Source organism: Pseudoalteromonas sp. SR43-7, assembly GCF_014163785.1.
In the GTDB taxonomy this organism is placed as follows: Bacteria; Pseudomonadota; Gammaproteobacteria; order Enterobacterales; family Alteromonadaceae; genus Pseudoalteromonas; species Pseudoalteromonas distincta.
The window spans coordinates 15,652-36,993 of sequence record NZ_JACJDY010000034.1; the positions used below are offsets into that span (position 1 = coordinate 15,652).

A 21,342-nucleotide genomic window follows, 5' to 3' on the forward strand; every position below is an offset into this window, starting at 1 on the left:
TGAAAAACACACTCAAAACAAATGTTATTAATGCGATTGATTTCATTTCTGCCTTACTTCTGAAAACATTAGATTAGCATTCCTACAAATATACCCGCAGATAACCCTATAAAAAAACCTGACACAAAAAAGCTATTACTAGTACCTACTTTATTTACCCAATCACCTTTAGTGTTTTTCCATCTATGATTCATACTGTTCGCTCCATTTTATTCTATAAAATTAGAGAGCATGAGCTTACATGCCCTCTATTATTGACTAATTTTCCATGATGTATGAGGCAGTCAGAGATACACTAACGGCAATCATACCTATCCCAAACCATACAGGAGCAGTTGCTCCTGCTGCTAAAACTCCGACGCCTATTGCAATAATACCTAGGTTGCCACCCACTGCTGTGCTTTGATCAACTCCACCATTCACTTCTTGAATTTCATTTACGTTTAATTCGCGCATAATGTTATACTCCATAAATCCGACACTTTTTAGTTAAGTCGTCGGGTTGTTAATATGCTCTACCTTACAATTAAGGTGAGCGGTTAATAGGCTGGCTTTAGCTACTCGCTAAAGTTTGACTAAAGTCAGCCACGCTATTCTCTGCTTAATATTGCTGATTACAACAAATTAAACAGATGAATTTTTATTTCTTATCGGAATAAATTCCGACCTACATCCCACACCTCGCGATTAACTCACTCGCCCTTTAAGGCTGTACAGTGGCTCAAGTAACCATTCAATCAGTGTGCGCTGCTCTAGCATAATATCTGCTTCAAACAGCATGCCGCTTTTTAGCTCAAATGCTTTACCATAAGCCTGCATTTGCTGCTGGCTGAGTGTCGCTCGCAAACGGTACACTGGCTCTTGCAGGGTAATAGGCAGGCGTATTTCATTTGGAGTAATGAGCGCCTTGTCGATACGGCTAATTTTACTGTTAATAAAACCAAAGCGTTGGTAAGGGAAAGCATCAAAACGCAGGCGCGTATCGTTACCTAGCTGTATAAAGCCTGCTGAACGTGTTGGTAGCAGTAACTCTGCTACTAGCTCTGATCCTTCGGGAATAATATGCAACAGTGGTTTGGCTTGGGTAAGTGTTTCGCCTTCAACCACTTGAATGCCAGTAACAACACCGCTGTTACTGGCTGTTATGGTATATTGATAGTTACTTTTAATTTGTGTGAGCTGGTTTTTAATATCCGCTTGTTGGCGTTTAAGGCTATTTATACGCAACATATATTGTTGTGGTACGTTGGCAATATTAAAACTAAGTTGGCTTAATTGGTTTTCTTGCTGCATCAGCAAGCGTGCTAGGTTTTGTTTTTCTTGCTTAGCATCTAACAGGGCTTGCTGCTGTTGCTCTCGCTCGATGTTTGATAAAAAGCCATTTTTATTAAGTTGATTTAGGTTGCTTTGTTGGCGGTTAAGTAGTGCGAGTTTTTCATCAGCCAGAGCAAGTTGACTTTGTAATGCAACTTGCTCATTAGTAAGTGCATGTTTTTGCGCTTGCAAGTTAAGTGATTCTTGCTTTTGTAGGGTATGGCTTTGTGTTATTTCGTCATTAAGCAACTGTATTTGCATACTTAGCTGCTCAACAAGCTGGGTACTCAAGGCTATGCCTTGGCTGTTATTTTGCTGCACAATAATGGTCGCCAACGGCTGACCTTTAGTAACGGCATCACCCTCTCGTACAAATAGCTGCTCAATCATACCACCTTGACTAGCAAAGCTTTGGATTATCCCTTTATTGGGTATTAAAAACCCCCGTACTGTTTCCTTGCGGGAATATTCTGCTGTAAATAAGAAGCTTATAACTACAATCGCAATACATACCAAAACAAATACGGTAAGCTTTATTGATAATGGTTGTGCTAGCGTAATCACGCCAGTTAAACGCTCACTTTGCTGAGCGACAGCTTCCTTTCTAAATAACATCCAGTTGATTCGCTAAGATTGTTCTAATTTATATTACACTAGAATTCAATTAACAATAAATCAACATAGAAAGTTAAAAAATAAAATATTAATGCAAAAAACTAACTTATGTTGTTGGAAAAATAAAAATACTAGCTCGATAAAATAGTCATCGGCAGGCTCAATATTGGATTTTCTGAATCGGCAAAGTGCATCATTACAGCTACATGCCCAGCTACTACAATTGCATACATAACTGCTGAAAAACCTTGGCCATATTTATCTAGTGGCATTAAATGCGAGTAATGTCGGCCTCGCCATTCAAATACAATTTCCAGCGAACCTACAAACAAAAAGAATACCAGTAACATTAAGCCAAATGTGTAGCTCAGCCATAAACCAAACAGTACACCGAGTAAACATACACTTAGGCCAATCCATGAACGCATTGAAAAGCTAATACTTTTTAATACATGCCCGCCATCAAGCGGCAAAATTGGTAATAAGTTAAATAAATTTAATAACGCACTAAGAACCGCCACACCTGCAAATATTTCCATCTCGGTGGCGTAATATAAAACGACACCCAACACCGAGGTAATTAAACCAAATGCAGGCCCCATTAATGATATAACGACATCTTGCCAACGAGTCGTTATTTTATCGTCACTTACAGCAAGCCCACCAACAAACGGGATTAAGTAAATACCTTTGGTTTTTATGCCAAAGTATTTCATTGCTCGCACATGGCCGTATTCGTGTACCACTAAGCAACCAATTAGCATTAGTGCAAATTCAATACTAAATAACCACGCATAGCCTGCAACAGAAGCCCCTGCAAGCACTACCTTAATTACCTTAGCGCTTTTAAAAAGCTTAAAACCTAATGCAGCTAGCCCTAAAAAGCCTTTTTTAGGTGAGCCATTTGTAGGTGCTGGTAGCGCTAGTTGTGTTGCAAATTGATCATCTACAAAAAGCGAAATGCTTTGCTCTTCGACTGCCCCTGTATCGATGCCTATTTTTTTGCTGTCGTAAGTAAACTGATAGTAGTTTTCACGAGGGTTATCAAAGGTAATGGCTTGTTGCGCATGAAATACCTGCACAATTTTTTGCCCAGACATCATAAGCGAAAATGGTTGCTCGGCTAAAGTAAGATCTATTCTTATCATAATTAAGACCGTTTAAAACAATGGCGCTAGTATACCTAATCAGCTTAAAAACACGAGGGAAGGTGCTAGGTAACTATTTTCAAAATAAAAGCATTTGATACTGACAAAATAAAAAAACACTACTACTTTTATAGTAACTCCAAGCGATACATTGAAAGGGATAACAGTGAAGAAGATAGTGCCTAATATTTTAGTTGTTGACGATTCAAAAGCAATTTTGATCGTTATGGAAGCTATACTTAACGAATTGGGTATATCCAACACTATAACTACGTGCCTAAATGCAAAAGAAGCGCTTGAAAAAGTTAAAAAGGATATCAACTACTTTGATGCTATTTTTACTGATCTCAATATGCCCGAAATGGACGGCATGGAATTAATCCGCCACTTAGGAGAGCTACATTATCAAGGCGGTATAATAATTGTTTCTGAAATGGACCATAAAGTTATTAGCTTAGCTGCCAATCTCGCGAAACAACATAACGCTCACCTCATAGGTAATATTCCAAAGCCAGTTCAACTGTCTCAGGTTAGTAGGTTACTTATTAAAGTGGCGCAATTAAACAGCCACACTTTATTAAAAGAGCCAGCCATTTCAAAAGATGAGCTTATTGATGCATTAAAAAACGATGAAATAACGCCTTTTTACCAACCAAAAATAAACGCTGATAACAATAAAATTGAAAGCGTTGAAGTGTTAGCGCGTATTTTATCAAGTAAAGACGACAATATTATTTTACCTTGCCGTTTTATAAATACTGCCGAACAACACAACTTAATTAATCAAATTACATTTTCTCTTTTTGAAAAGGCCACCAGCGAATTCAAAAATATGACAGCACAACTAGGTCATGATTTTAAAATGGCCTTTAACTTATCGCCCACCCAGCTCGATGACCTAAACTGCCCTAATAAATTACTACTTATTTTAGAATTAAACCAACTCACGCCTAGTAATATAATTATAGAAATAACAGAACAACATGCACTCTCAAGCCTCATGCAATTAGAAACACTAAATAGATTAAGAATGCACGGTTTTGGTATATCGCTAGACGACTTTGGCGTTGGCTTTACTAATATGAACCAGCTTCGAAACCTTCCTTTTACTGAAATAAAAATAGACCGTTCACTCATTAGCCATATAGAAACAGATTTATTTTCTCAAGTGGTTGTAAGTTCGTTATTTAATATTACGAATAAAGATCATTTAGATTTAGTGGCAGAAGGCGTTGAACGCCCAGAAGAGCTCGATTATTTAAGGCACTATAGAAGAAACCTAGCCATACAAGGTTTTTTATTTAGTCGCCCTAAACCACAAGACGAATTTATATCTTGGGCTAAAGATTGGCTAAAAACTGATGGCAGCCCCGCTTAAAGCGGAACTAATATTTACTCGGGGCCTGTTAGCTAATTATCACCCCGAGTGTGTTTATCTTCTTCACTAACTATATGTGCACTACTTGCTAAGCGTTTGTGCCAACGCTGCCTTGCTACTGCGCGCATATTAGTAGATTGGTCACGCTCATCTACAATCTCTAGCCCCATTAAAGCTTCAATCATATCCTCTAACGTTACAATACCCTGCACGTCACCGTACTCATCAACAACTAAGCATATATGAGTGCGCTTTGTTAAAAGTGTTTGCAGTAACGACGATACGTTCTGAGAAGTTGGTACGGTATAAATAGGCTTAATCAATTTGCTAATTTTGTAATCGGTGCCTAAGCGGTGAAATGCCAGCATAATATCGTTTTTATGCACAAATCCAACGATATCATCGGCATCTTTATCAAATACCAACACTCTAGAAAACGATGACGATCCATGTTCATTTAAATACTGATTAACTGTTAAATCTTTATGGATTTTGAAAATAACAGTTCGCGGCGTCATTAAATCACATAATTTTGCATGCTTAAAATGCAACAAATTACGGATAATATCAGATTCATCTTGATGTAATGCTCCCGACTCCGTGCCTATATCTGCCATTGCCTCTATCTCTTGACGAATATAGTAAGCCTCATCGTGCTTTGGACCCATTAAATTTGTTAGCTTTTGAGCAAACCACACAAAAGGCTTTAGCGATATAACTAAAAACCGCAAAGCGTAGGTAACACTTGGGGTTAAAGCTCGCCAGTAATTAGCCCCCAAGGTTTTAGGTATAATTTCAGAAAGAATTAATACGAGAAATGTCATAATGGCTGATGCAATACCTACAGCCGCATCGGAAAAAACGACAGCCGCTTGTGCGCCAACTCCCGCTGCACCTGCAGTATGGGCAACTGTATTTAAAGTTAAAATAGCAGCTAAAGGCTGATCTATATTGTTTTTAAGCTTTTCGAGCTGTTTAGCAAGCTCAGGGTGTTTTTTTCTAAGTGATGCAACATAGCTGGGCGAAATACTTAATAACACAGCCTCCATCACAGAACATAAAAACGAAATAACAATCGCCACTACCATATAAACTATCAGTAAAGTCACTTTCTCTCCTCTATATTGGATATGTGAGCATGGTAACAATACATGCTATATTTGGCCAAACTTCCAATAATAATAGGCATAATAATGAAATTTAGCGCACCATGGTGTCATCAAAATAAGCTATTTAAGTACGCAGCAGCTCTTTTAACGCTTAGCAGCTTAAGCTTTGCTTCAATAGCGGCACCATTGGATAAATCAAAAATTCAGTTTATCGGCCCACTTGCCGAAGATATGCAGTTAAAGCCTTTTCAGACACCTCATGGCAGTGCGATTATTAACAACCTATTGCCACAACTACAAGCAGACACAGATAGTTTTTTTGTATTTGGGAAAAAACAAAACTGGCAGCCGTTTAATAAAATTAATGCGCTCACTTTAGGTGGGTTACAGGCACTAAAATTTAATATTGAAACAACCCACTTTACGCAAGGTACACTTACCTTAAAAGGGATTGAGCAAGGTCAGTTATTTATTAATGGCGAACTACAAACAGGCGATAAAAATAGCTATAAGTTAGCTTTAAATAACAGTACTCACACTGTTTTAATAGTAGCCCAGCAAGTAGCTAATTGGCACGATGTAACACTTGATTTTGCTCCTAAGAGCGACATTGATAAAATTACGCTCAGCACTTCACACATAAAACGTTTATCTGCAAAACAAATGTTTGATGCTCCTACTATTAGCCAATTATCACTCGCACCTAATGCCAAGCAGTACGTTACTACCACTCGCACTTATAGCGATAAAACACAAAATCAAGCAAATACAGTTACTGTACTTAAAGATTCAGACAATCAAACGCTTTATCGCTTTGAAGCAGGCCAACCAAGTAACATTATTTGGAGTCCAGATAACCAATATTTAGTGTATTTGTTAAATGGTGAGCTTAAACAACTTAACCGTAAAAACTTCTCAATAAAAACATTAGCAAACGATTTAGAAGGAGCTAATGGCTTTACCTTTTATAACGACACCAGTCTTTTGTTTAGCTGGTCTAAATCACCTGAGAGCACTAACAGCTTAACCAAGCACTATAAAGGTCTGCAAGATCGCTGGTCGTATGCACGTTCCATCAGCCAAATTTATATGCTTGATACTAAAAGTGGTTTAACAAAAGCACTTAGCCAAGGTCCTCTTTCTTACAGCCTTGAAGATTCAAATAGTAACCGTGGCAAAGTATTAATGAGCCGCCCAGTAATGGCAATGCAGGCATCAACACACCCTGAAACAGAGCTTGTTGAACTCGATTTAAAATCAAACAAGCTTTCATCGCTTGGTAAATTCAAAACGTTTAATTTAGCCAAATACGCAAATAAAGATATTTATGTAGTTGCAGGCCCGGACTTTAAAAATGGCGCAGGCAGAGCACTACCAAAAGCAATGCTTGCTAATAACTACGACGGGCAACTTTACCTACTTACTGAAAGCGGTAAAAACGTAAAAGCACTCAGTAAACAATTCGACCCCGCTATTGGCCAACTGCACGTTTTAGAAAACGGCGATGCGCTCATTAAAGTAACAGAGCAAGACACTCAACCACTTTACCTATTTGATTTAAGTAAACAGCGCTTTAAAAAGTTAAATACGGGATTGGATATTGTTGAACAATTTAGTTACTCACACAACCGTAATACCGAAATTTTATTAAGTGGCACTAACGCTTTAGCGCCACAACAACTAAAGCGCCTGAACGTAAGTAAAAATAAAACAGATTTAATATGGGATTCAAAACCAAGTAGCTATGCAAATACACGATTCCCTACATTAGAAGAGTTTAATTTTGAAAATAAACATGGGGTTGAGATAACGGGCCGTGTTTACATTCCAAGCAATTTAGATAAAACTAAAAAGCACCCAGCGCTCGTGTATTACTACGGCGGTACTTCACCAGTTACGCGTGGTTTTACAGGTCGTTACCCGTTTAACTTATGGGCAGAAAATGGCTATGTTGTTTATGTAGTGCAACCTACTGGCGCAACAGGGTTTGGACAAAATTTTTCAGCGCAGCATGTTAATGCCTGGGGCGACTACACCGCAGACGATATTATCGAAGGCACGCAAGCCTTTTTAAATAAATACAACTATGTTGATAGTAAAAAAGTAGGTAACTTAGGGGCATCGTACGGTGGCTTCATGACCATGTTATTAGCAACTAAAACCGATATATTTAGTGCTTCAATAGCTCATGCGGGTATTTCTAATATTACCTCGTATTGGGGTGAAGGTTGGTGGGGTTACTTATATTCTGGCGAAGCATCAAAAAATAGCTTCCCGTGGAATAACCCTGAGCTTTACAGCCAACATAGCCCTGTATTTCATGCCGACAAGGTAACAACACCTATGCTACTTCTTCATGGTGATAGCGATACCAATGTACCTGTTGGCGAAAGCTTAACAATGTACACTGCGCTTAAACTGCTTAATAAGGACGTAGAGTTAATCGAATACAAAGGCGCTGACCATCAAATTTTTGCACGCGATAAACGATTTGATTGGTGGAACACCATGCTCGCATACTTTGATAAAAAGCTAAAAAACGAGCCTCAATGGTGGGACTCAATGTATAAAAATGACTGAGCCTGAACCTTTAAAATAACGACTTAATATAGATTTATTAATAGTAGAATTAATTATTTAGCACCTTTTAATTAGTCTAAAGGTGCTAACCTCATCCTCTAATAACGTCTTATACCCCTTTGAAATATTAAGTTACTTAAAACTAATAAACCCCCTTCTCAGCATTTACCTATTGGTGCTACCATACAGAGCTATAAGCATTCAAAATAAAGTACTATGGCTATTAATGTTTTATTGGTTGAAGACGATGAACTACTCGTTAAACGCATCCAAAATCACTTTGCAGATACCGAATTTACAATAGAGGTAGACCCCACTGGCGCTGATGCACTTAACATTGTAAGGCAGCGGGTAAACCTGCGCGGTGCTATATCATTAGCTATAATTGACATTGTCTTACCAAAGCGCGACGGGCTTCAGCTCGCAAAAGAATTAAACACACTGACCGATATTGGCGTTATTGTATTATCGAGTCGTGACTCCCAAGCTGATCGTATTGCAGGCCTTGCACAAGGTGCTGATGACTATATTTGTAAGCCCGTCGATTTACTTGAGTTAGAGCTTCGCATGCGCGCGCTCTATAAGCGAGTTGCCGTTAACCTAGAAGACGACGAAAGCGAAGAGTTTATAGAATATGCTGACTTTAAGCTTCATCCTGATAACCGCACATTAATTACTGCTGCGGGCGTTGAGTCACGCTTAACTGAAGCCGAACATAAAGTGCTTATTTGCTTAATTAGTAATGCAGGTAAAGCCACATCCCGTGAAAAAATATCAGAAGAAATAGGCCAGCCCGATTGGAGTCCAAACGATCGTACTGTTGATGTGCTTATTGGTCGTTTACGTAAAAAATTAAATGACGAAAAAGATCAAAAACGCATCGTTACCGTACGCGGTAAAGGCTATATGCTTTCTATTTAATACTTAGTTAATTGCGCAATAAGGCGCTCAAATGCGCGGTAATTAAGTGCTTCTTTAAGCTCATTTAAACTAATGTTTTCAGCGCCTTTTAAATCACTAATAGTCCGCGCCACCTTAATTACTCTATGGTAAGAGCGTGGCGATAAAGATAACTTCTCGCTTGCTCTAGCTAAAAATTGCAACTCTGCTGGCGCCAGTACACAGTGCACACTCATTTCTTTATTATTAAGTCTCGCATTAACCTTACCTTGGCGTTTTAGCTGTACATAATAAGCAGCCTCAACTCTTGCTCTAACCTCAGCACTGGTTTCCTCTGGTTTGGTACTTTGTAGCTCAACACTCGTTAAACGAGGTAGTTCTATTTGCAAATCAATACGGTCAATAAAAGGCCCCGATACGCGTGATAAATAACGCATAACTTGATCGGGAGTTGCCCGCTTATCAGTATGGCTCCCCGTTGGGCTTGGGTTTAATGCTGTAATAAGCTGAAACTGCGCTGGGAACTCCATTTGCCTAGCTGCACGTGAAATAGTAACCGTACCGGTCTCCATTGGTTCACGCAGTGAATCAAGCACCTTACGCTCGAATTCCGGTAACTCATCTAAGAAAAGCACACCGTTATGTGCCAGCGAAATTTCACCAGGCTTGGGATTTGAAGAGCCCCCCACCAAAGCAACCGCTGAGCACGTATGATGCGGATTACGAAATGGTCGCTGTCGCCAATTAGTTAAATCTATGGATTGTCCAATAATAGAGTAAAGCGCAGCTGTTGAAATAGCTTCATCGTCCGACATAGTGGGCATTATAGTAGCCATTCGCTGGGCCAGCATTGATTTACCAGTACCAGGAGGGCCTAAAAATAGTAAATTATGCCCGCCAGCTGCAGCAATTTCGAGTACTCGCTTGGCACCAGGCTGACCTTTCACATCGCTTAAATCGAGTAAAAAATCAGGGGCTTGAGTGCAGTCGGGGTACTCTATATTTAATGGCAAGGGTTGTTGATTAAGTAGGTCGCCCCATACTTCTTGAATAGAGCTTACGGCTTTGCGTTTAACGCCATTAACTAAGCTTGCTAGGCTGTCGTTTGCAAGAGGTAAAAAGCAGCAACGATCTTGCTCTTTTGCAGCAAGTACCGAAGGTAAAATAGCGTTTACACCACGCACCTCACCATTAAGAGCAAGCTCACCATAAAACTCGTACTTATGAATATCAGGACACACTATTTGCCCAGAGGCGACTAAAATACCCACCGCAATAGCCAGATCAAACCGCCCACCATCTTTTGGTAAGTCGGCTGGGGCTAAATTTACGGTTATTCGTTGATCGGGAAAACCAAATTGTGAGTTTTCGAGTGCGCTACGCACCCTGTCTTTCGACTCTTTAACAGACGCTTCGGGCAGACCTACAATATGAAAAGCAGGTAAACCATTTCCTAGGTGAACTTCTACAATAACTTCAGGGGCATTTATGCCCACTTGAGCACGAGAAAATATACGAGCTAACGACATTCCTTATCCTAGTAAATGGTGTGATTACACCAGTTTAGTCAGGATATTTAAAAACGTGTAATGTGATTTGCCATTTTATAGCGGCTAAACGAAGTAATAAGGTCATTAACATGCCTAATACCATCGCCATTTCGGTTGCTAACGAAAAACTAATGCCAAGCGTATATACAGTACCACCCGCTATACAGGTAATAGCGTAAAGCTCACCCTTTAATAGCATAGGGATCTCGCGTGCAAGCACATCTCGAATTAATCCACCAAAGCAGCCTGTAATTACAGCCATAATTACCGCAGTCATATCGGGCATACCAACAAACTGTGCTTTTTGCGCCCCCATTACTGCAAAAAAAGCTAACCCGAACGCATCCGCTGTTTGTAAAATATAATGAGGTATCGGCTTTTGTTTATTTATAAGGCGTGTTGTAACAAATACTGAAGCGAGTATGGCAAAAAAGTAACTTTGATCGTGTAACCAAAATACAGGAACATCTAAAATTAGATCTCGCACTGTACCACCACCAATAGCAGTTACTGTCGCTAAAACTACGACCCCAAAGCCATCCATTTTTTTCTCGTACGCTAGCAATGTGCCCGATACAGCAAACACCGCAATGCCTATTAAATCAAACCAGTGGTAAAGTTCAGTCATATTTGTAACAACCTAAAAATATTTGTGCCGTTTTAACACAAACCAAACAAGGTTTTAAGTAATAACGATTTATTTTAAGAAGTTTATAACATTTTAAATGTGTATCTCAGGGGGCGGGAGCTTGCGCTTATGAGAAGTGAATGCCTCATGCAGTGAAGATGATCTCACCACACTCATCAAATTTTAGACATAAAAAAACACGCTTTAAGCGTGCCGTTTCATTCTTATTTATTTCAGTGGTTGCGGGAGCCGGATTTGAACCGACGACCTTCGGGTTATGAGCCCGACGAGCTACCAGACTGCTCCATCCCGCGCCTGAAATTTGTAGACTTGTTTAAAGTTGCTTACATTACAACTTGGCTTCCAATTAAAGAATTGGTTGCGGGAGCCGGATTTGAACCGACGACCTTCGGGTTATGAGCCCGACGAGCTACCAGACTGCTCCATCCCGCGCCTGTATATTTTAAGTCTATCGACTACTTTATTTTATCTCTTAAGTTAGAGTTTACAGTAACCTCAATCCCTAAGGAAATTGGTTGCGGGAGCCGGATTTGAACCGACGACCTTCGGGTTATGAGCCCGACGAGCTACCAGACTGCTCCATCCCGCGCCTGTAATTTCTTTAAAACATTTTCGTAATATTTACGAGCCTGCCTTGAAGAGAGCGCTACTATATAGGAATAAACATTTAATGCAAGACCTAAACTAATTAAAGTTGTTCAACCGAACAAAAAGCAACCAAATTACTACTCTGCGCTCAATCTTTGATGTGGATTAATCATTTTTTGCCATTCCCAGTCTGGATGTCCCATTACTATAAAGTCAGGGTTCTCAGTACTCTCGCGTTGGTTGTACGTTAGCGGGTTAAATTCTGCGTCGGTAATACAACCACCGGCTTCTTCAACAATAACTTGTGAAGCACCTGTATCCCACTCTCCCGTTGGACCAATTCTTAAAAAACAATCTGCTTTGCCCTCTGCAACAGTACAGGCTTTTAAAGAACACGAACCAATAGCAATCGTTGTAAACTGACTATTTAAATACTGACTCACCGCTTCTATTTTTTGGCGGCGGCTCACTGCAAGCGTCAAGCTCTCTGGCGGCGCTACAGATATTTGCTTATCAATTGAGTTTTCACGTTTAAAGGCACCATTTTTAGCTGTAGCAAAATAAGTCACACCTTTTGCAGGCCAATGAATAACGCCAAGTACAGGATGATTATTTTCAATCAATGCAATGTTTACTGCAAAGTCGCCACTTTCTAAAATAAATTCGCCAGTACCATCCATCGGATCGAGCAACCAATAACGCTGCCAGTCCTGTCTGTCGGCGAGTGCTGGTATAGGTGTTTCTTCGGACATAATTGGGATATCGGGCGCAAGTGCTTTTAATCCAGCAACCAGTACGTCATTTGCTGCTAAATCAGCTTTGGTGACAGGCGTATTATCTGATTTCTCTTGTTGGCCAATATCGCCTTTTTTATAAATGGCCATAATTGCATCGCCAGCACGCTCAGCTAATTCAATACACGGTTCGATTAATTTATTCATCGGCAGCTCCAGACGCTAAATACTTATCTAATAATAGCAAAGCTGCAACACTGCGTGCTTCGGTAAAATCTTCTTGGTCTAATAATGACTGCCACTGAGTTAATGGCCACTTAACAACAACAAGCGGCTCTGGTTCGTCGCCAATAAGGGTTTGTGGGTATAATTGCTTAGCAAATAAAATATGCATAGTGGCATTAAAGTAACTCGGCGCCATTGTTACTGTTCTTAATGGTTTAAAATACTCAGCACCAAAGCCAATTTCTTCTTTAAGTTCTCTGTTAGCAGCTTGCTCTGGGGTTTCGCCCGGATCAATTAAGCCTTTAGGAAAACCTAACTGGTAATTGTTTGTGCCCGCACAGTATTCACGTACAAGTAGTAACTCATTATCTGCACTTAACGGAACAATCATCACTGCTCCCCGGCCACCGCCGCGAATTCGCTCATACTGGCGCTCTTCGTTATTAGAAAACTTTAACTCTAAAGACTCCACAGTAAACAGGCGACTTTTAGCAACAACATTGTTACTGAGGATTTGTGGTGGTGTTGGGTGCTTTTTCTGTGTCATTGGCGTTAATTTGCTATCATGGCAGTTAGTTCAATAATAAACCTTATAAGTTGAAATTCCTATGTTAAATTGGTCAAAAATCGATACCGTTTTGCTCGACATGGATGGAACATTACTCGATTTACATTACGACAGTCATTTTTGGCTTAACGTTATCCCTGCGCAACACGCATTAGCTAGAGGCATTAGCCTAGATGCAGCTAAAGCAGATATTTTAAAACGCTATCAAGCTGTGAGCGGTCAAATACAGTGGTATTGTTTAGATTATTGGGAGCAGCAATTAAGCTTGCCTATAATGGAGCTTAAACGAGAGTCTCAGCATTTAATTAAAATGCGCGAAGACGTACCTCATTTTTTAACTGAGCTTAAAAAAGCAGGCAAAGAGTTAATTTTACTTACCAACGCCCACCCTGAGAGTGTCATGCTTAAATTTGAGCATACAGCGATTGATAACTACCTAGATGGCGTAGTGTCGACTCATGAATATGGAGTAAGTAAAGAGCAACAAAGTTTGTGGCACCAAGTACAAAAAGACTTAGGATTTAATAAACAGCGCACTTTGTTTGTAGATGACAGTGTGCCGGTTTTGAATGCCGCACGAGAATACGGCATTGAGCACTTACTTGCAGTTGCTAACCCAGATAGCCAACAACCACATAACGAAATAGCCGATTACCTAAGTGTTACCGACTATCGTAAGATTATCTAACTCAACTTACGTGACTTAAATTTTTGGGTAACGCGCTTCTAGCCCTTGATATACTAACTTTGCAAAATCTGCATGTTCTGTGTCAAGGCTTTTAACTACTTCAACTAAATGCTCGTTATCTTCTTGCCCATTCCATTCTTTAATATAGCTACCATCTTTGTAACCGTGATCTTGGCGGAAAAAGTTTAACGTGTTTTTACCTACGTAGCCGCGATATAAATCATCAATATCCATACCCATTTGCGCCATACAGCCGGCAAAGGCACCTGCATTAAACGCTTTATCTGCAACTGCAGACGCCGCTAATATCTCTAGTGTTTGTTTAAAGTCATCAGCTTGTTGAGCATTACTAAGCTCAGTTTCAAGTTGCTTTGCTAAGTCTTCGTAGCTAGTTTCGCCGTCAATTCTAAGCGATAGACCAAAATGAAAAATATCAACCAACTCTAAAATAACTTGTTCAGTATCTGGTGTTTGTTTTTTCCACCATTTCCAACCATGATGATCCAACATTTCAGCACACTCAACCCAAATAGCGCGGTACCATTCAAACCCTTGAGTAAACCATTGCTCATGTACTTTAGTATTCATGGCGTTTTGCATTTCTAGCATCACTACTAGCTTGTTTAAATTGGCAGACATATCAGTTCCTGTCGTTTTGATTGGCGTAATGTTCGTTGGTGTAATAATACAGATAAAATGCTGATTGTGCATTGCTGTATATTTTTATTAGTGTGCTAGTTATGTTTATCGTGACGTCGTAAACTCATGCCATGAATCAATTAAATCAATGAAATCTTCAAAGCCACAACCACTACTTAAGCCATTTTCTTCAAGCGCTAAATCGTCATCTTGATAAGCTATTAGGTCTTCGCTGTCTTGATGAAGCGCATGGGCTTCAAATAATGCTTCGTCTTTCGTTAATATTAAATCTATTTCTTGGCCTTTTAGCGTTAGCGGCTCATAGCTTGAACTCACCGATGCAATAAGCGCTTGCACCATGGCTACTTTGTCTTTGCCTATTTCTTCGTTTAGCCAGCGACCAATAATAGCGTGTTCACTGCTTATTTTAATACGTAGCCCACTAATAGGGTCGCGAATAAATTGATATTCCATAGGGTTTGCCTGTAAATCTTTAATTGCGTAATTATATACGTAAACGCCCGCAAACCACAGGACATATAAAGTAAAATAGCGCCACAAGGGCGCTATTTTACTCAACTTTAAAGCCGTTAACTTCGCGATCTATAACGCGCTGCGTCAATAATCGACCATAAGTAAATAATAGGCACAAGTACAAAGCCTACAAGCACATAAATTAGTGCGTAACTTATTATAATAGCGAGTGCAAAAAATATAGCCGCTAAAATACGCCCTTGCACTAACTGCCCTAAACCAGGAAAAAATATATTACATAATGCTGCGATTACGTTACCGCCAGAACCTTGATCTGCCATACTAACCTCTGTATTTATTTGATTTTATAATTATTTACTTACACACTCTATGCCAATTTATTAAAGCTTACAAATCAAATAGTTAAATTAGTCTAGATTTAGAGAGTTAGTAAAAATTGCTAACTTTAGGTCAAATTAGCAATTTTTATTGTGCGTTTACACTTTTTTGTTTGTTTAAAAAAATAGCAAGTTACTCGTTTTTAAGGCTATTTTATAAATAGCTGTTTATAAAAACAGTATTTTATTTAGCCTAACAAAAACACCTGTTATACTGCCCACAATATTGATTAAAAAGGCGTAACGATGGACGTTTCACAATTACTCGATGGCTTAAATGACAAACAACGCGATGCCGTTGCAGCCCCACTACAAAACATGCTGGTATTAGCAGGTGCTGGGTCTGGTAAAACACGAGTGTTAGTTCATCGTATTGCGTGGCTTATGCAAGTTGAGCAAGCATCTGCTTACAGTATTTTTGCCGTAACCTTTACTAATAAAGCGGCTAAAGAAATGCGCAGCCGCGTTGAAGAAACACTAAAAGCCCCTGTAGGTGGTATGTGGATTGGTACGTTCCATGGTTTGTCGCATCGTATTCTACGTGCTCATCACCGTGAAGCTAACTTACCAGAAGCCTTTCAAATTTTAGACTCTGACGATCAACTTCGGATGATCAAGCGCTTATTAAAATCAATGAATATTGATGACAAAAAATGGCCCGCCAAACAATTTGGCTGGTACATTAGCGCCAAAAAAGATGAAGCACTTCGTCCTAAAGATATTCAAGCATACGATATTAACGAGCAAATGATGCTGCGTGTTTACGCCGCCTACCAAGAGGCCTGTGATAGAGCAGGCCTAGTAGATTTTGCCGAAATATTACTACGCAGCTACGAAGTGTTAAAAAATAACCCTACGTTACTACGTCATTACCAGCAACGCTTTGCACATATGCTCGTAGACGAGTTCCAAGATACAAATACCATTCAATATGCATGGTTAAAGTTACTTGCAGGCGATACAAGCAGTATCATGATTGTAGGCGACGATGACCAAAGTATTTACGGTTGGCGCGGTGCTAAAATCGAAAATATTAAACGATTTTTAACTGACTTTAGCGCAGAAACCATTCGTCTTGAACAAAACTACCGTTCAACTGCAACTATTTTGAAAGCGTCTAATGCATTAATTCAAAATAACTCAGAGCGTATGGGTAAAAGCTTATGGACCGACGGTAACGATGGCGAGCCAATTTCTATTTATGCGGCATTTAATGAGTTAGACGAAGCGCGCTTTGTAAGTAGCAAACTACGAAGCTGGTTAAATGCAGGTAATGCCCTACAAGATGCCGCAATTTTATACCGTAGTAACGCGCAATCTCGTGTACTCGAGGAAGCCATGCTACAAGAAGGCTTAAAATACCGTATTTATGGTGGTATGCGATTCTTCGAACGACAAGAAATTAAAGATGCGTTGTCGTACTTACGCCTAGTAGGTAATCGTCAAGACGATGCCGCATTTGAGCGTGTAATTAATACGCCAGCACGTGGTATTGGCGACAAAACATTGAGCCATATACGCGATTGTGCTCGAGCAGAGTCGTTACCGCTTTGGTATGCCGCAAAAGCAATTGTAGAACAACAGCATTTATCTGGCCGTGCCTCTGGCGCAGTAAGTAAGTTTGTAGAACTCGTTGAACAAATAGAAGATAAAATTAGCGATCTTACTTTGCATGAGCAAGCCAAGTACACAATTCAAACCTCAGGCTTAATGGCAATGTACCAAGCCGAAAAAGGTGAAAAAGGCCGTGCTCGCGTAGAAAACTTAGAAGAGCTAATTAGCGCTTGTGATCAGTATGAGCTGCCTGAAGACGAAGAGTACAGCTCACCTTTACAAGGCTTTTTAGCCCATACGTCACTTGAGTCAGGTGAAGGACAAGCAGAAGAACACGAAGACGCCGTACAAATGATGACGCTTCACTCAGCTAAAGGCTTAGAGTTTCCGCTAGTGTTTATGGTAGGCGTAGAAGAAGGCATGTTCCCTTCTCAGCAAAGCAACGAAGAGTCGGGTCGCTTAGAAGAAGAGCGCCGCCTTTGTTATGTAGGCATGACACGAGCAATGGATAAGTTATATATTAGCCATGCTGAGAGTCGCCGCTTATACGGGCAAGAAAAATACCATAGCCCATCTCGCTTTTTACGCGAAATCCCTGAAGACTGCGTAGAAGAAATCCGTATTAAAACACAGGTTTCTCGCCCGCCTGCCGCTGGGCGTTTTAGCGCATCAGTTAGCCATGCCGCATTTGAAGACAGTGGCTTTAACTTAGGACAACGCGTACTGCATGCTAAGTTTGGTATTGGTACTGTACTGAATTATGAAGGTAGTGGCGCACAATCTCGCGTACAAGTTAATTTTGACGACCTTGGTAGCAAATGGTTAGTAACGGCCTATGCACGACTACAAGCGGTATAAAGCACACCTAAATGAGTTAGAGCAACAATTAGCTGGCGCGTATCATCGTCAGCTAGTGTTGATCACGGGCAGCCCAGCTTGGTGTTATGAAATACTTAACTCATTAATAGATGAAAACAATACACTTGTTGTATCAAAGCAGTGCGCGATTAAAAATTCGTACTGGCCTACTCGCACACACCAAATTTTAGGGCAAGAATTTGCTCATGCTGTTTACGATGGTTTTAGTGGTTTGCACCCTGATAAACTTGCAGCACTTGCCGGCACCGTTAAAGCAGGCGGTATACTGTTTTTATTACTGCCTGAACTAGATGATTTAGCCTCTTGGCAAGATCCCGCATTAAGTACAGTGCAATCACACGGTCAGAGCATTGACTACAGCATATTTAATCAACGTTTCGCGACTATTATTAAACCGTTACCTGCTTTTCACTTTAGTGAAAAAAATGGCTGTATTAGTAATAACGCTAGCTATGTAATGCATAATAAAATTGATTATCTACCACAGCAAAACTGTATTGAGCAGATAGTAAAAGTAGCTAATGGCCGTGCAAACAGGCCTTTACTCATTAATGCTGATAGAGGCAGAGGTAAGTCGGCAGCACTTGGCTTAGCCGCGGCAAAACTAACTGATAAAAAAATAATTATTTGCAGCACTCAGTTTAAAGCGACCCATAGCAGCTTTAAACATTTAGCCCAAGAGTTAAGCCTGCAATACAACGCTGAACATAAACAGCTCGCCAACTTGCACTACGTTGCACCAGACGCGTTATTAAACACACTACCTGAGTGCGATTTACTACTCGTTGATGAAGCTGCAGCAATCCCTGTTCCGTTATTACTAAAAATGCTAGCTCATTATCCTCGTATAGTCTTTGCAAGCACTCTAGTTGGATATGAAGGAAATGGTAGGGGTTATACCATTCGCTTTAGTAACTATATTAAAGCGCACTATAAAGCCTCTAAAGTTGTAACGCTTGATGAGCCACTGCGTTTTGCTAAACACGATCCCCTCGAGAAGCACATTCGCACCTTGCTTGCACTCGATGCAGAATATATAGAGTTAAGTAGTGGTGAATTAGAGCAGCCAATTCATAGCGAAGTAACTCAGCAATCCCTTGTAAACAATGAATCTTTACTGCAGCAAGTTATTGCCCTACTTGCACTGGCTCACTATCAAAGTAGTGTAAACGACTTACGCCAACTACTAGACGCACCATCGCAAAGACTATTTATTAGCAAAATTAATAATCAATTAGTTGGCGTATGCTTAATCGCCATAGAAGGTGGTTTGAGTGAAGAACTTGCCCTACAGGTTATAAGTGGAGAGCGCCGTCCGCAAGGACATTTAATGGCGCAAGCACTCTCACAACTTAGCTTTAATAATGACTGTTTAACACAACTGAGCGCTCGCGTTGTACGAATAGCGATTGATCCGAGTTCCCACAATATAGGACTTGGTAGAAAGTTACTTAGTTATTGCGAGTCACAAGTAAAAGACCAATGTAGTTGGTTTGGTGCAAGCTTTGGCGCAACAGCGCAGTTACTTAATTTTTGGCAGAACCAAGGATTTGATACCGTAAAACTGGGATATCAACGCGATAAAAGCACCGCTGAACATTCGGCGCTTGTGGTTAAATGCTTCAGTGACAAAAGTACAATTCTTCAACCCCTAAAAAAGCAGTTTAAAAACGATTTCTTTTATGCTCTTTTAACACACTTTAAAACACTAGATTGGCAACTCGTGAATATTGTAATTGAAGGATTTAGCGACGAGTTAATAAGCCTAGAGACTCACGAGCGATTAGCGCTGCTCACTAAAAGTAACTTCACTCAATTTAGTATCTCTGCAACTCTTTGGCAGTTACTGAGTCAGTCACCTTCTTATATATTTCAATTAACAGAGTCGGATAAACAACTTTTAATAAAGTTAGTACTTCAAAATGAAAGTAATGAAAAAGTGATTCAACACTTAGGTTTATTAGGAAAAAAGCAGCTTGAGAATCAATTTAAACGTGCCATAAAAAACCTCACTAGCACCATCTAATAATTTCTAGTTGCCCTATCTCTGTTAAATTTTATCCATCTTTAAGCTATTTATTTAATTTGTTCTATCCTTAAAGCATTAATAGGTAAATTAAGATAAAGGCATGGAATTAATAAACTTTAAAGTGGGCTGCAAAACAATTTCGCTAAAAATACTCGATATTTTATTAACTGAGCGCTTTGACAATAATCTAACAACTTTACCCAACAATAATAAAAGCTTTATTGGTGTTAAAGATTATATGGATATACCAACGCCTGTTTTTGATTTAGGTATTATTTTAAATAATATCTCAACTGAACAAAGTAATGCGCATGTACTAAAGCAACTAAGAATATGGCAAGACAAACTATTAAACTGGTTTAATACCCTTCAAAGCAACTTATTAAATAGCTCGGCTTCTATTTCAAATAATGACGCCGAACTACAAGATTTTGTTTTGTTTTACAAAGAATTCAACACCGACAATGAAGACTTAAAATTAACAATGTCTCGGCTTGACGAGCCCTTCCAATCATTACTAGAAACAGCGAAAGCAGCCATAGCAGCCCATAATCAAAGTGATCATAAACACACATCAGCTCTGCTCGAAAAAATTAAGCGTAATAGTCTAATTCAGCTTGAGCGTTTATTTGAATCAGCTAAAGAACAAATAACATTAGACTATAAACCTATTATTGTTTTTACCACTAAAGACGGCTTGAACCCACATGTAGGGTTATTGGTAGATAAAGTCGAAGATAATATCGACTATAAAAAAGAAGACATTAAACCATTAGATAAGCTCACTGAGGTTGGTTTTGATCTAGACCCACAAACTAAAAATATGATGCGAGGATTAATCAAGCTCCCCCAAAAGCATAGTGTATTAATTGATCCAAGCGTAATATTTAAACCAGCTCAACTAGAAGAATCTGAAAGTGAAGAAACCCAAGCTTACGGACTATTTTAAATAGCCTTTAAATTTGGTTATAAACTTTAGTACTGAAGCAATGAGCTATTAAGTTCGAGTTATGACTGCAGGACCTGGAGTAAGTAATGTTCGCTATTCCCTTATATTTAAATTTTCCAGAATATCGTGGTTCCCACAGCGGTGGAGAGTCACAGTGAAATGCTACACACTCTTTGCGTCGGGAGTCGCTACGCTCGCCCGACCTACGTGCTAGGTGTTGTGTAAGTGTGTGTTAATTGCGCACATTTTACTTTTCTGCAGACGTAAAAAAGCCCGACTATTTCTAGTCGGGCTCTCTACAATTTGAAGCCTGGTACTGTCGTAGTGCCCACAGCGGTGGAGAGTCACATAACAAATGCTACACTATCGTTGGT

At 39.7% G+C, this 21,342-nt stretch carries 19 protein-coding genes and 3 tRNA genes; 7 read left to right on the top strand and 15 right to left on the bottom strand.

From position 1 onward, the window contains the following. Positions 1 to 68: 68 nt before the first annotated feature. The 4 genes from H5087_RS20265 to H5087_RS18920 form a co-directional block, all read right to left on the bottom strand. Positions 69 to 194, bottom strand: a complete 126-nt coding sequence (locus H5087_RS20265; protein WP_259397798.1) for a hypothetical protein — start codon at positions 192 to 194, stop codon at positions 69 to 71. A gap of 64 nt (positions 195 to 258) precedes the next feature. Beyond that, a complete protein-coding gene (locus H5087_RS18910; RefSeq protein WP_182673034.1) occupies positions 259 to 456 on the bottom strand; it encodes a hypothetical protein in 198 nt (65 codons plus the stop codon). Between the two features lie 231 nt (positions 457 to 687). Further along, positions 688 to 1,929, bottom strand: a complete 1,242-nt coding sequence (locus H5087_RS18915; protein ID WP_182673035.1) for an HlyD family efflux transporter periplasmic adaptor subunit — start codon at positions 1,927 to 1,929, stop codon at positions 688 to 690. Positions 1,930 to 2,060: 131 nt separating this feature from the next. Next, positions 2,061 to 3,077 carry a metalloprotease gene (locus tag H5087_RS18920; RefSeq protein WP_182673036.1) on the bottom strand — a complete coding sequence of 339 codons (1,017 nt, stop codon included), beginning with the start codon at positions 3,075 to 3,077 and terminating at the stop codon, positions 2,061 to 2,063. 166 nt (positions 3,078 to 3,243) lie between these two features. On the opposite strand from H5087_RS18920, the gene H5087_RS18925 reads away from it, so the two are divergent. Then, entirely contained in the window at positions 3,244 to 4,455 is a 1,212-nt protein-coding gene (locus tag H5087_RS18925) for an EAL domain-containing protein (protein WP_182673037.1), read from the top strand. 32 nt (positions 4,456 to 4,487) lie between these two features. On the opposite strand, the gene H5087_RS18930 is transcribed toward H5087_RS18925, so the two are convergent. After that, entirely contained in the window at positions 4,488 to 5,564 is a 1,077-nt protein-coding gene (locus tag H5087_RS18930; protein ID WP_002957910.1) for a hemolysin family protein, read from the bottom strand. An 84-nt stretch (positions 5,565 to 5,648) separates the two neighbouring features. Between H5087_RS18930 and H5087_RS18935 the strand changes: the two genes are divergently transcribed. Both H5087_RS18935 and H5087_RS18940 read left to right on the top strand, forming a co-directional pair. Then, a complete protein-coding gene (locus H5087_RS18935) occupies positions 5,649 to 8,144 on the top strand; it encodes a S9 family peptidase (protein ID WP_182673038.1) in 2,496 nt (831 codons plus the stop codon). A gap of 216 nt (positions 8,145 to 8,360) precedes the next feature. Continuing rightward, the gene (locus H5087_RS18940) at positions 8,361 to 9,065 is read left to right on the top strand and encodes a response regulator transcription factor (RefSeq protein ID WP_002957913.1); all 705 of its coding nucleotides are present in this window, start codon (positions 8,361 to 8,363) and stop codon (positions 9,063 to 9,065) included. On the opposite strand, the gene H5087_RS18945 is transcribed toward H5087_RS18940, so the two are convergent. From H5087_RS18945 to nudE, 7 genes are all read right to left on the bottom strand, one after another. Then, positions 9,062 to 10,573 carry a YifB family Mg chelatase-like AAA ATPase gene (locus tag H5087_RS18945; RefSeq protein ID WP_182673039.1) on the bottom strand — a complete coding sequence of 504 codons (1,512 nt, stop codon included), beginning with the start codon at positions 10,571 to 10,573 and terminating at the stop codon, positions 9,062 to 9,064. The genes H5087_RS18940 and H5087_RS18945 overlap by 4 nt on opposite strands. A gap of 34 nt (positions 10,574 to 10,607) precedes the next feature. Further along, positions 10,608 to 11,222: a trimeric intracellular cation channel family protein gene (locus H5087_RS18950; RefSeq protein WP_182673040.1), complete on the bottom strand. Its 615-nt coding sequence runs from the start codon at positions 11,220 to 11,222 to the stop codon at positions 10,608 to 10,610. Between the two features lie 237 nt (positions 11,223 to 11,459). Further along, positions 11,460 to 11,536 (bottom strand) — tRNA-Met (locus H5087_RS18955). A gap of 62 nt (positions 11,537 to 11,598) precedes the next feature. Then, a tRNA-Met gene (locus tag H5087_RS18960) sits at positions 11,599 to 11,675 on the bottom strand. Between the two features lie 80 nt (positions 11,676 to 11,755). Next, positions 11,756 to 11,832, bottom strand: a tRNA-Met gene (locus H5087_RS18965). 136 nt (positions 11,833 to 11,968) lie between these two features. Then, complete coding sequence (cysQ, locus tag H5087_RS18970; protein WP_002963016.1) at positions 11,969 to 12,772, bottom strand: 3'(2'),5'-bisphosphate nucleotidase CysQ; 804 nt, start codon at positions 12,770 to 12,772, stop codon at positions 11,969 to 11,971. Further along, positions 12,765 to 13,337 carry an ADP compounds hydrolase NudE gene (gene nudE / locus H5087_RS18975; RefSeq protein ID WP_154903622.1) on the bottom strand — a complete coding sequence of 191 codons (573 nt, stop codon included), beginning with the start codon at positions 13,335 to 13,337 and terminating at the stop codon, positions 12,765 to 12,767. The genes cysQ and nudE overlap by 8 nt, the downstream gene beginning before the upstream one ends. A 61-nt stretch (positions 13,338 to 13,398) precedes the next feature. Between nudE and yrfG the strand changes: the two genes are divergently transcribed. Further along, a complete protein-coding gene (gene yrfG, locus H5087_RS18980) occupies positions 13,399 to 14,046 on the top strand; it encodes a GMP/IMP nucleotidase (protein WP_007378908.1) in 648 nt (215 codons plus the stop codon). Positions 14,047 to 14,061: 15 nt separating this feature from the next. Here yrfG and H5087_RS18985 read toward each other — a convergent pair whose 3' ends face one another. The 3 genes from H5087_RS18985 to H5087_RS18995 all read right to left on the bottom strand — a co-directional run bounded on the left by H5087_RS18985 (position 14,062) and on the right by H5087_RS18995 (position 15,500). Then, positions 14,062 to 14,685: a dUTP diphosphatase gene (locus H5087_RS18985; RefSeq protein ID WP_182673041.1), complete on the bottom strand. Its 624-nt coding sequence runs from the start codon at positions 14,683 to 14,685 to the stop codon at positions 14,062 to 14,064. 105 nt (positions 14,686 to 14,790) lie between these two features. Beyond that, on the bottom strand, positions 14,791 to 15,159 hold the full coding sequence (locus H5087_RS18990; protein WP_024592461.1) for a YacL family protein: 369 nt from the start codon (positions 15,157 to 15,159) through the stop codon (positions 14,791 to 14,793). A 116-nt stretch (positions 15,160 to 15,275) separates the two neighbouring features. Continuing rightward, positions 15,276 to 15,500 carry a hypothetical protein gene (locus H5087_RS18995; RefSeq protein WP_002963009.1) on the bottom strand — a complete coding sequence of 75 codons (225 nt, stop codon included), beginning with the start codon at positions 15,498 to 15,500 and terminating at the stop codon, positions 15,276 to 15,278. A 303-nt stretch (positions 15,501 to 15,803) separates the two neighbouring features. Between H5087_RS18995 and uvrD the strand changes: the two genes are divergently transcribed. From uvrD to H5087_RS19010, 3 genes are all read left to right on the top strand, one after another. Then, positions 15,804 to 17,969: a DNA helicase II gene (gene uvrD, locus H5087_RS19000; RefSeq protein WP_002963007.1), complete on the top strand. Its 2,166-nt coding sequence runs from the start codon at positions 15,804 to 15,806 to the stop codon at positions 17,967 to 17,969. Then, a complete protein-coding gene (locus tag H5087_RS19005; RefSeq protein WP_182673042.1) occupies positions 17,947 to 20,016 on the top strand; it encodes a GNAT family N-acetyltransferase in 2,070 nt (689 codons plus the stop codon). Before uvrD ends, H5087_RS19005 begins: the two co-directional genes overlap by 23 nt. Positions 20,017 to 20,119: 103 nt before the next feature. Continuing rightward, positions 20,120 to 20,968, top strand: a complete 849-nt coding sequence (locus H5087_RS19010; protein ID WP_182673043.1) for a chemotaxis protein — start codon at positions 20,120 to 20,122, stop codon at positions 20,966 to 20,968. The last annotated feature ends 374 nt before the right edge of the window (positions 20,969 to 21,342 follow it).

What these genes read in the sequence shown, in the direction of transcription:
- H5087_RS20265 (WP_259397798.1), bottom strand. Translation starts at nt 194, where the DNA reads ATGAATCATAGATGGAAAAACACTAAAGGTGATTGGGTAAATAAAGTA.
- H5087_RS18910 (WP_182673034.1), bottom strand. Translation starts at nt 456, where the DNA reads ATGCGCGAATTAAACGTAAATGAAATTCAAGAAGTGAATGGTGGAGTT.
- H5087_RS18915 (WP_182673035.1), bottom strand. Translation starts at nt 1,929, where the DNA reads ATGTTATTTAGAAAGGAAGCTGTCGCTCAGCAAAGTGAGCGTTTAACT.
- H5087_RS18920 (WP_182673036.1), bottom strand. Translation starts at nt 3,077, where the DNA reads ATGATAAGAATAGATCTTACTTTAGCCGAGCAACCATTTTCGCTTATG.
- H5087_RS18935 (WP_182673038.1), top strand. Translation starts at nt 5,649, where the DNA reads ATGAAATTTAGCGCACCATGGTGTCATCAAAATAAGCTATTTAAGTAC.
- H5087_RS18940 (WP_002957913.1), top strand. Translation starts at nt 8,361, where the DNA reads ATGGCTATTAATGTTTTATTGGTTGAAGACGATGAACTACTCGTTAAA.
- H5087_RS18945 (WP_182673039.1), bottom strand. Translation starts at nt 10,573, where the DNA reads ATGTCGTTAGCTCGTATATTTTCTCGTGCTCAAGTGGGCATAAATGCC.
- H5087_RS18950 (WP_182673040.1), bottom strand. Translation starts at nt 11,222, where the DNA reads ATGACTGAACTTTACCACTGGTTTGATTTAATAGGCATTGCGGTGTTT.
- cysQ (WP_002963016.1), bottom strand. Translation starts at nt 12,772, where the DNA reads ATGAATAAATTAATCGAACCGTGTATTGAATTAGCTGAGCGTGCTGGC.
- nudE (WP_154903622.1), bottom strand. Translation starts at nt 13,337, where the DNA reads ATGACACAGAAAAAGCACCCAACACCACCACAAATCCTCAGTAACAAT.
- yrfG (WP_007378908.1), top strand. Translation starts at nt 13,399, where the DNA reads ATGTTAAATTGGTCAAAAATCGATACCGTTTTGCTCGACATGGATGGA.
- H5087_RS18985 (WP_182673041.1), bottom strand. Translation starts at nt 14,685, where the DNA reads ATGTCTGCCAATTTAAACAAGCTAGTAGTGATGCTAGAAATGCAAAAC.
- H5087_RS18990 (WP_024592461.1), bottom strand. Translation starts at nt 15,159, where the DNA reads ATGGAATATCAATTTATTCGCGACCCTATTAGTGGGCTACGTATTAAA.
- H5087_RS18995 (WP_002963009.1), bottom strand. Translation starts at nt 15,500, where the DNA reads ATGGCAGATCAAGGTTCTGGCGGTAACGTAATCGCAGCATTATGTAAT.
- uvrD (WP_002963007.1), top strand. Translation starts at nt 15,804, where the DNA reads ATGGACGTTTCACAATTACTCGATGGCTTAAATGACAAACAACGCGAT.
- H5087_RS19005 (WP_182673042.1), top strand. Translation starts at nt 17,947, where the DNA reads ATGCACGACTACAAGCGGTATAAAGCACACCTAAATGAGTTAGAGCAA.
- H5087_RS19010 (WP_182673043.1), top strand. Translation starts at nt 20,120, where the DNA reads ATGGAATTAATAAACTTTAAAGTGGGCTGCAAAACAATTTCGCTAAAA.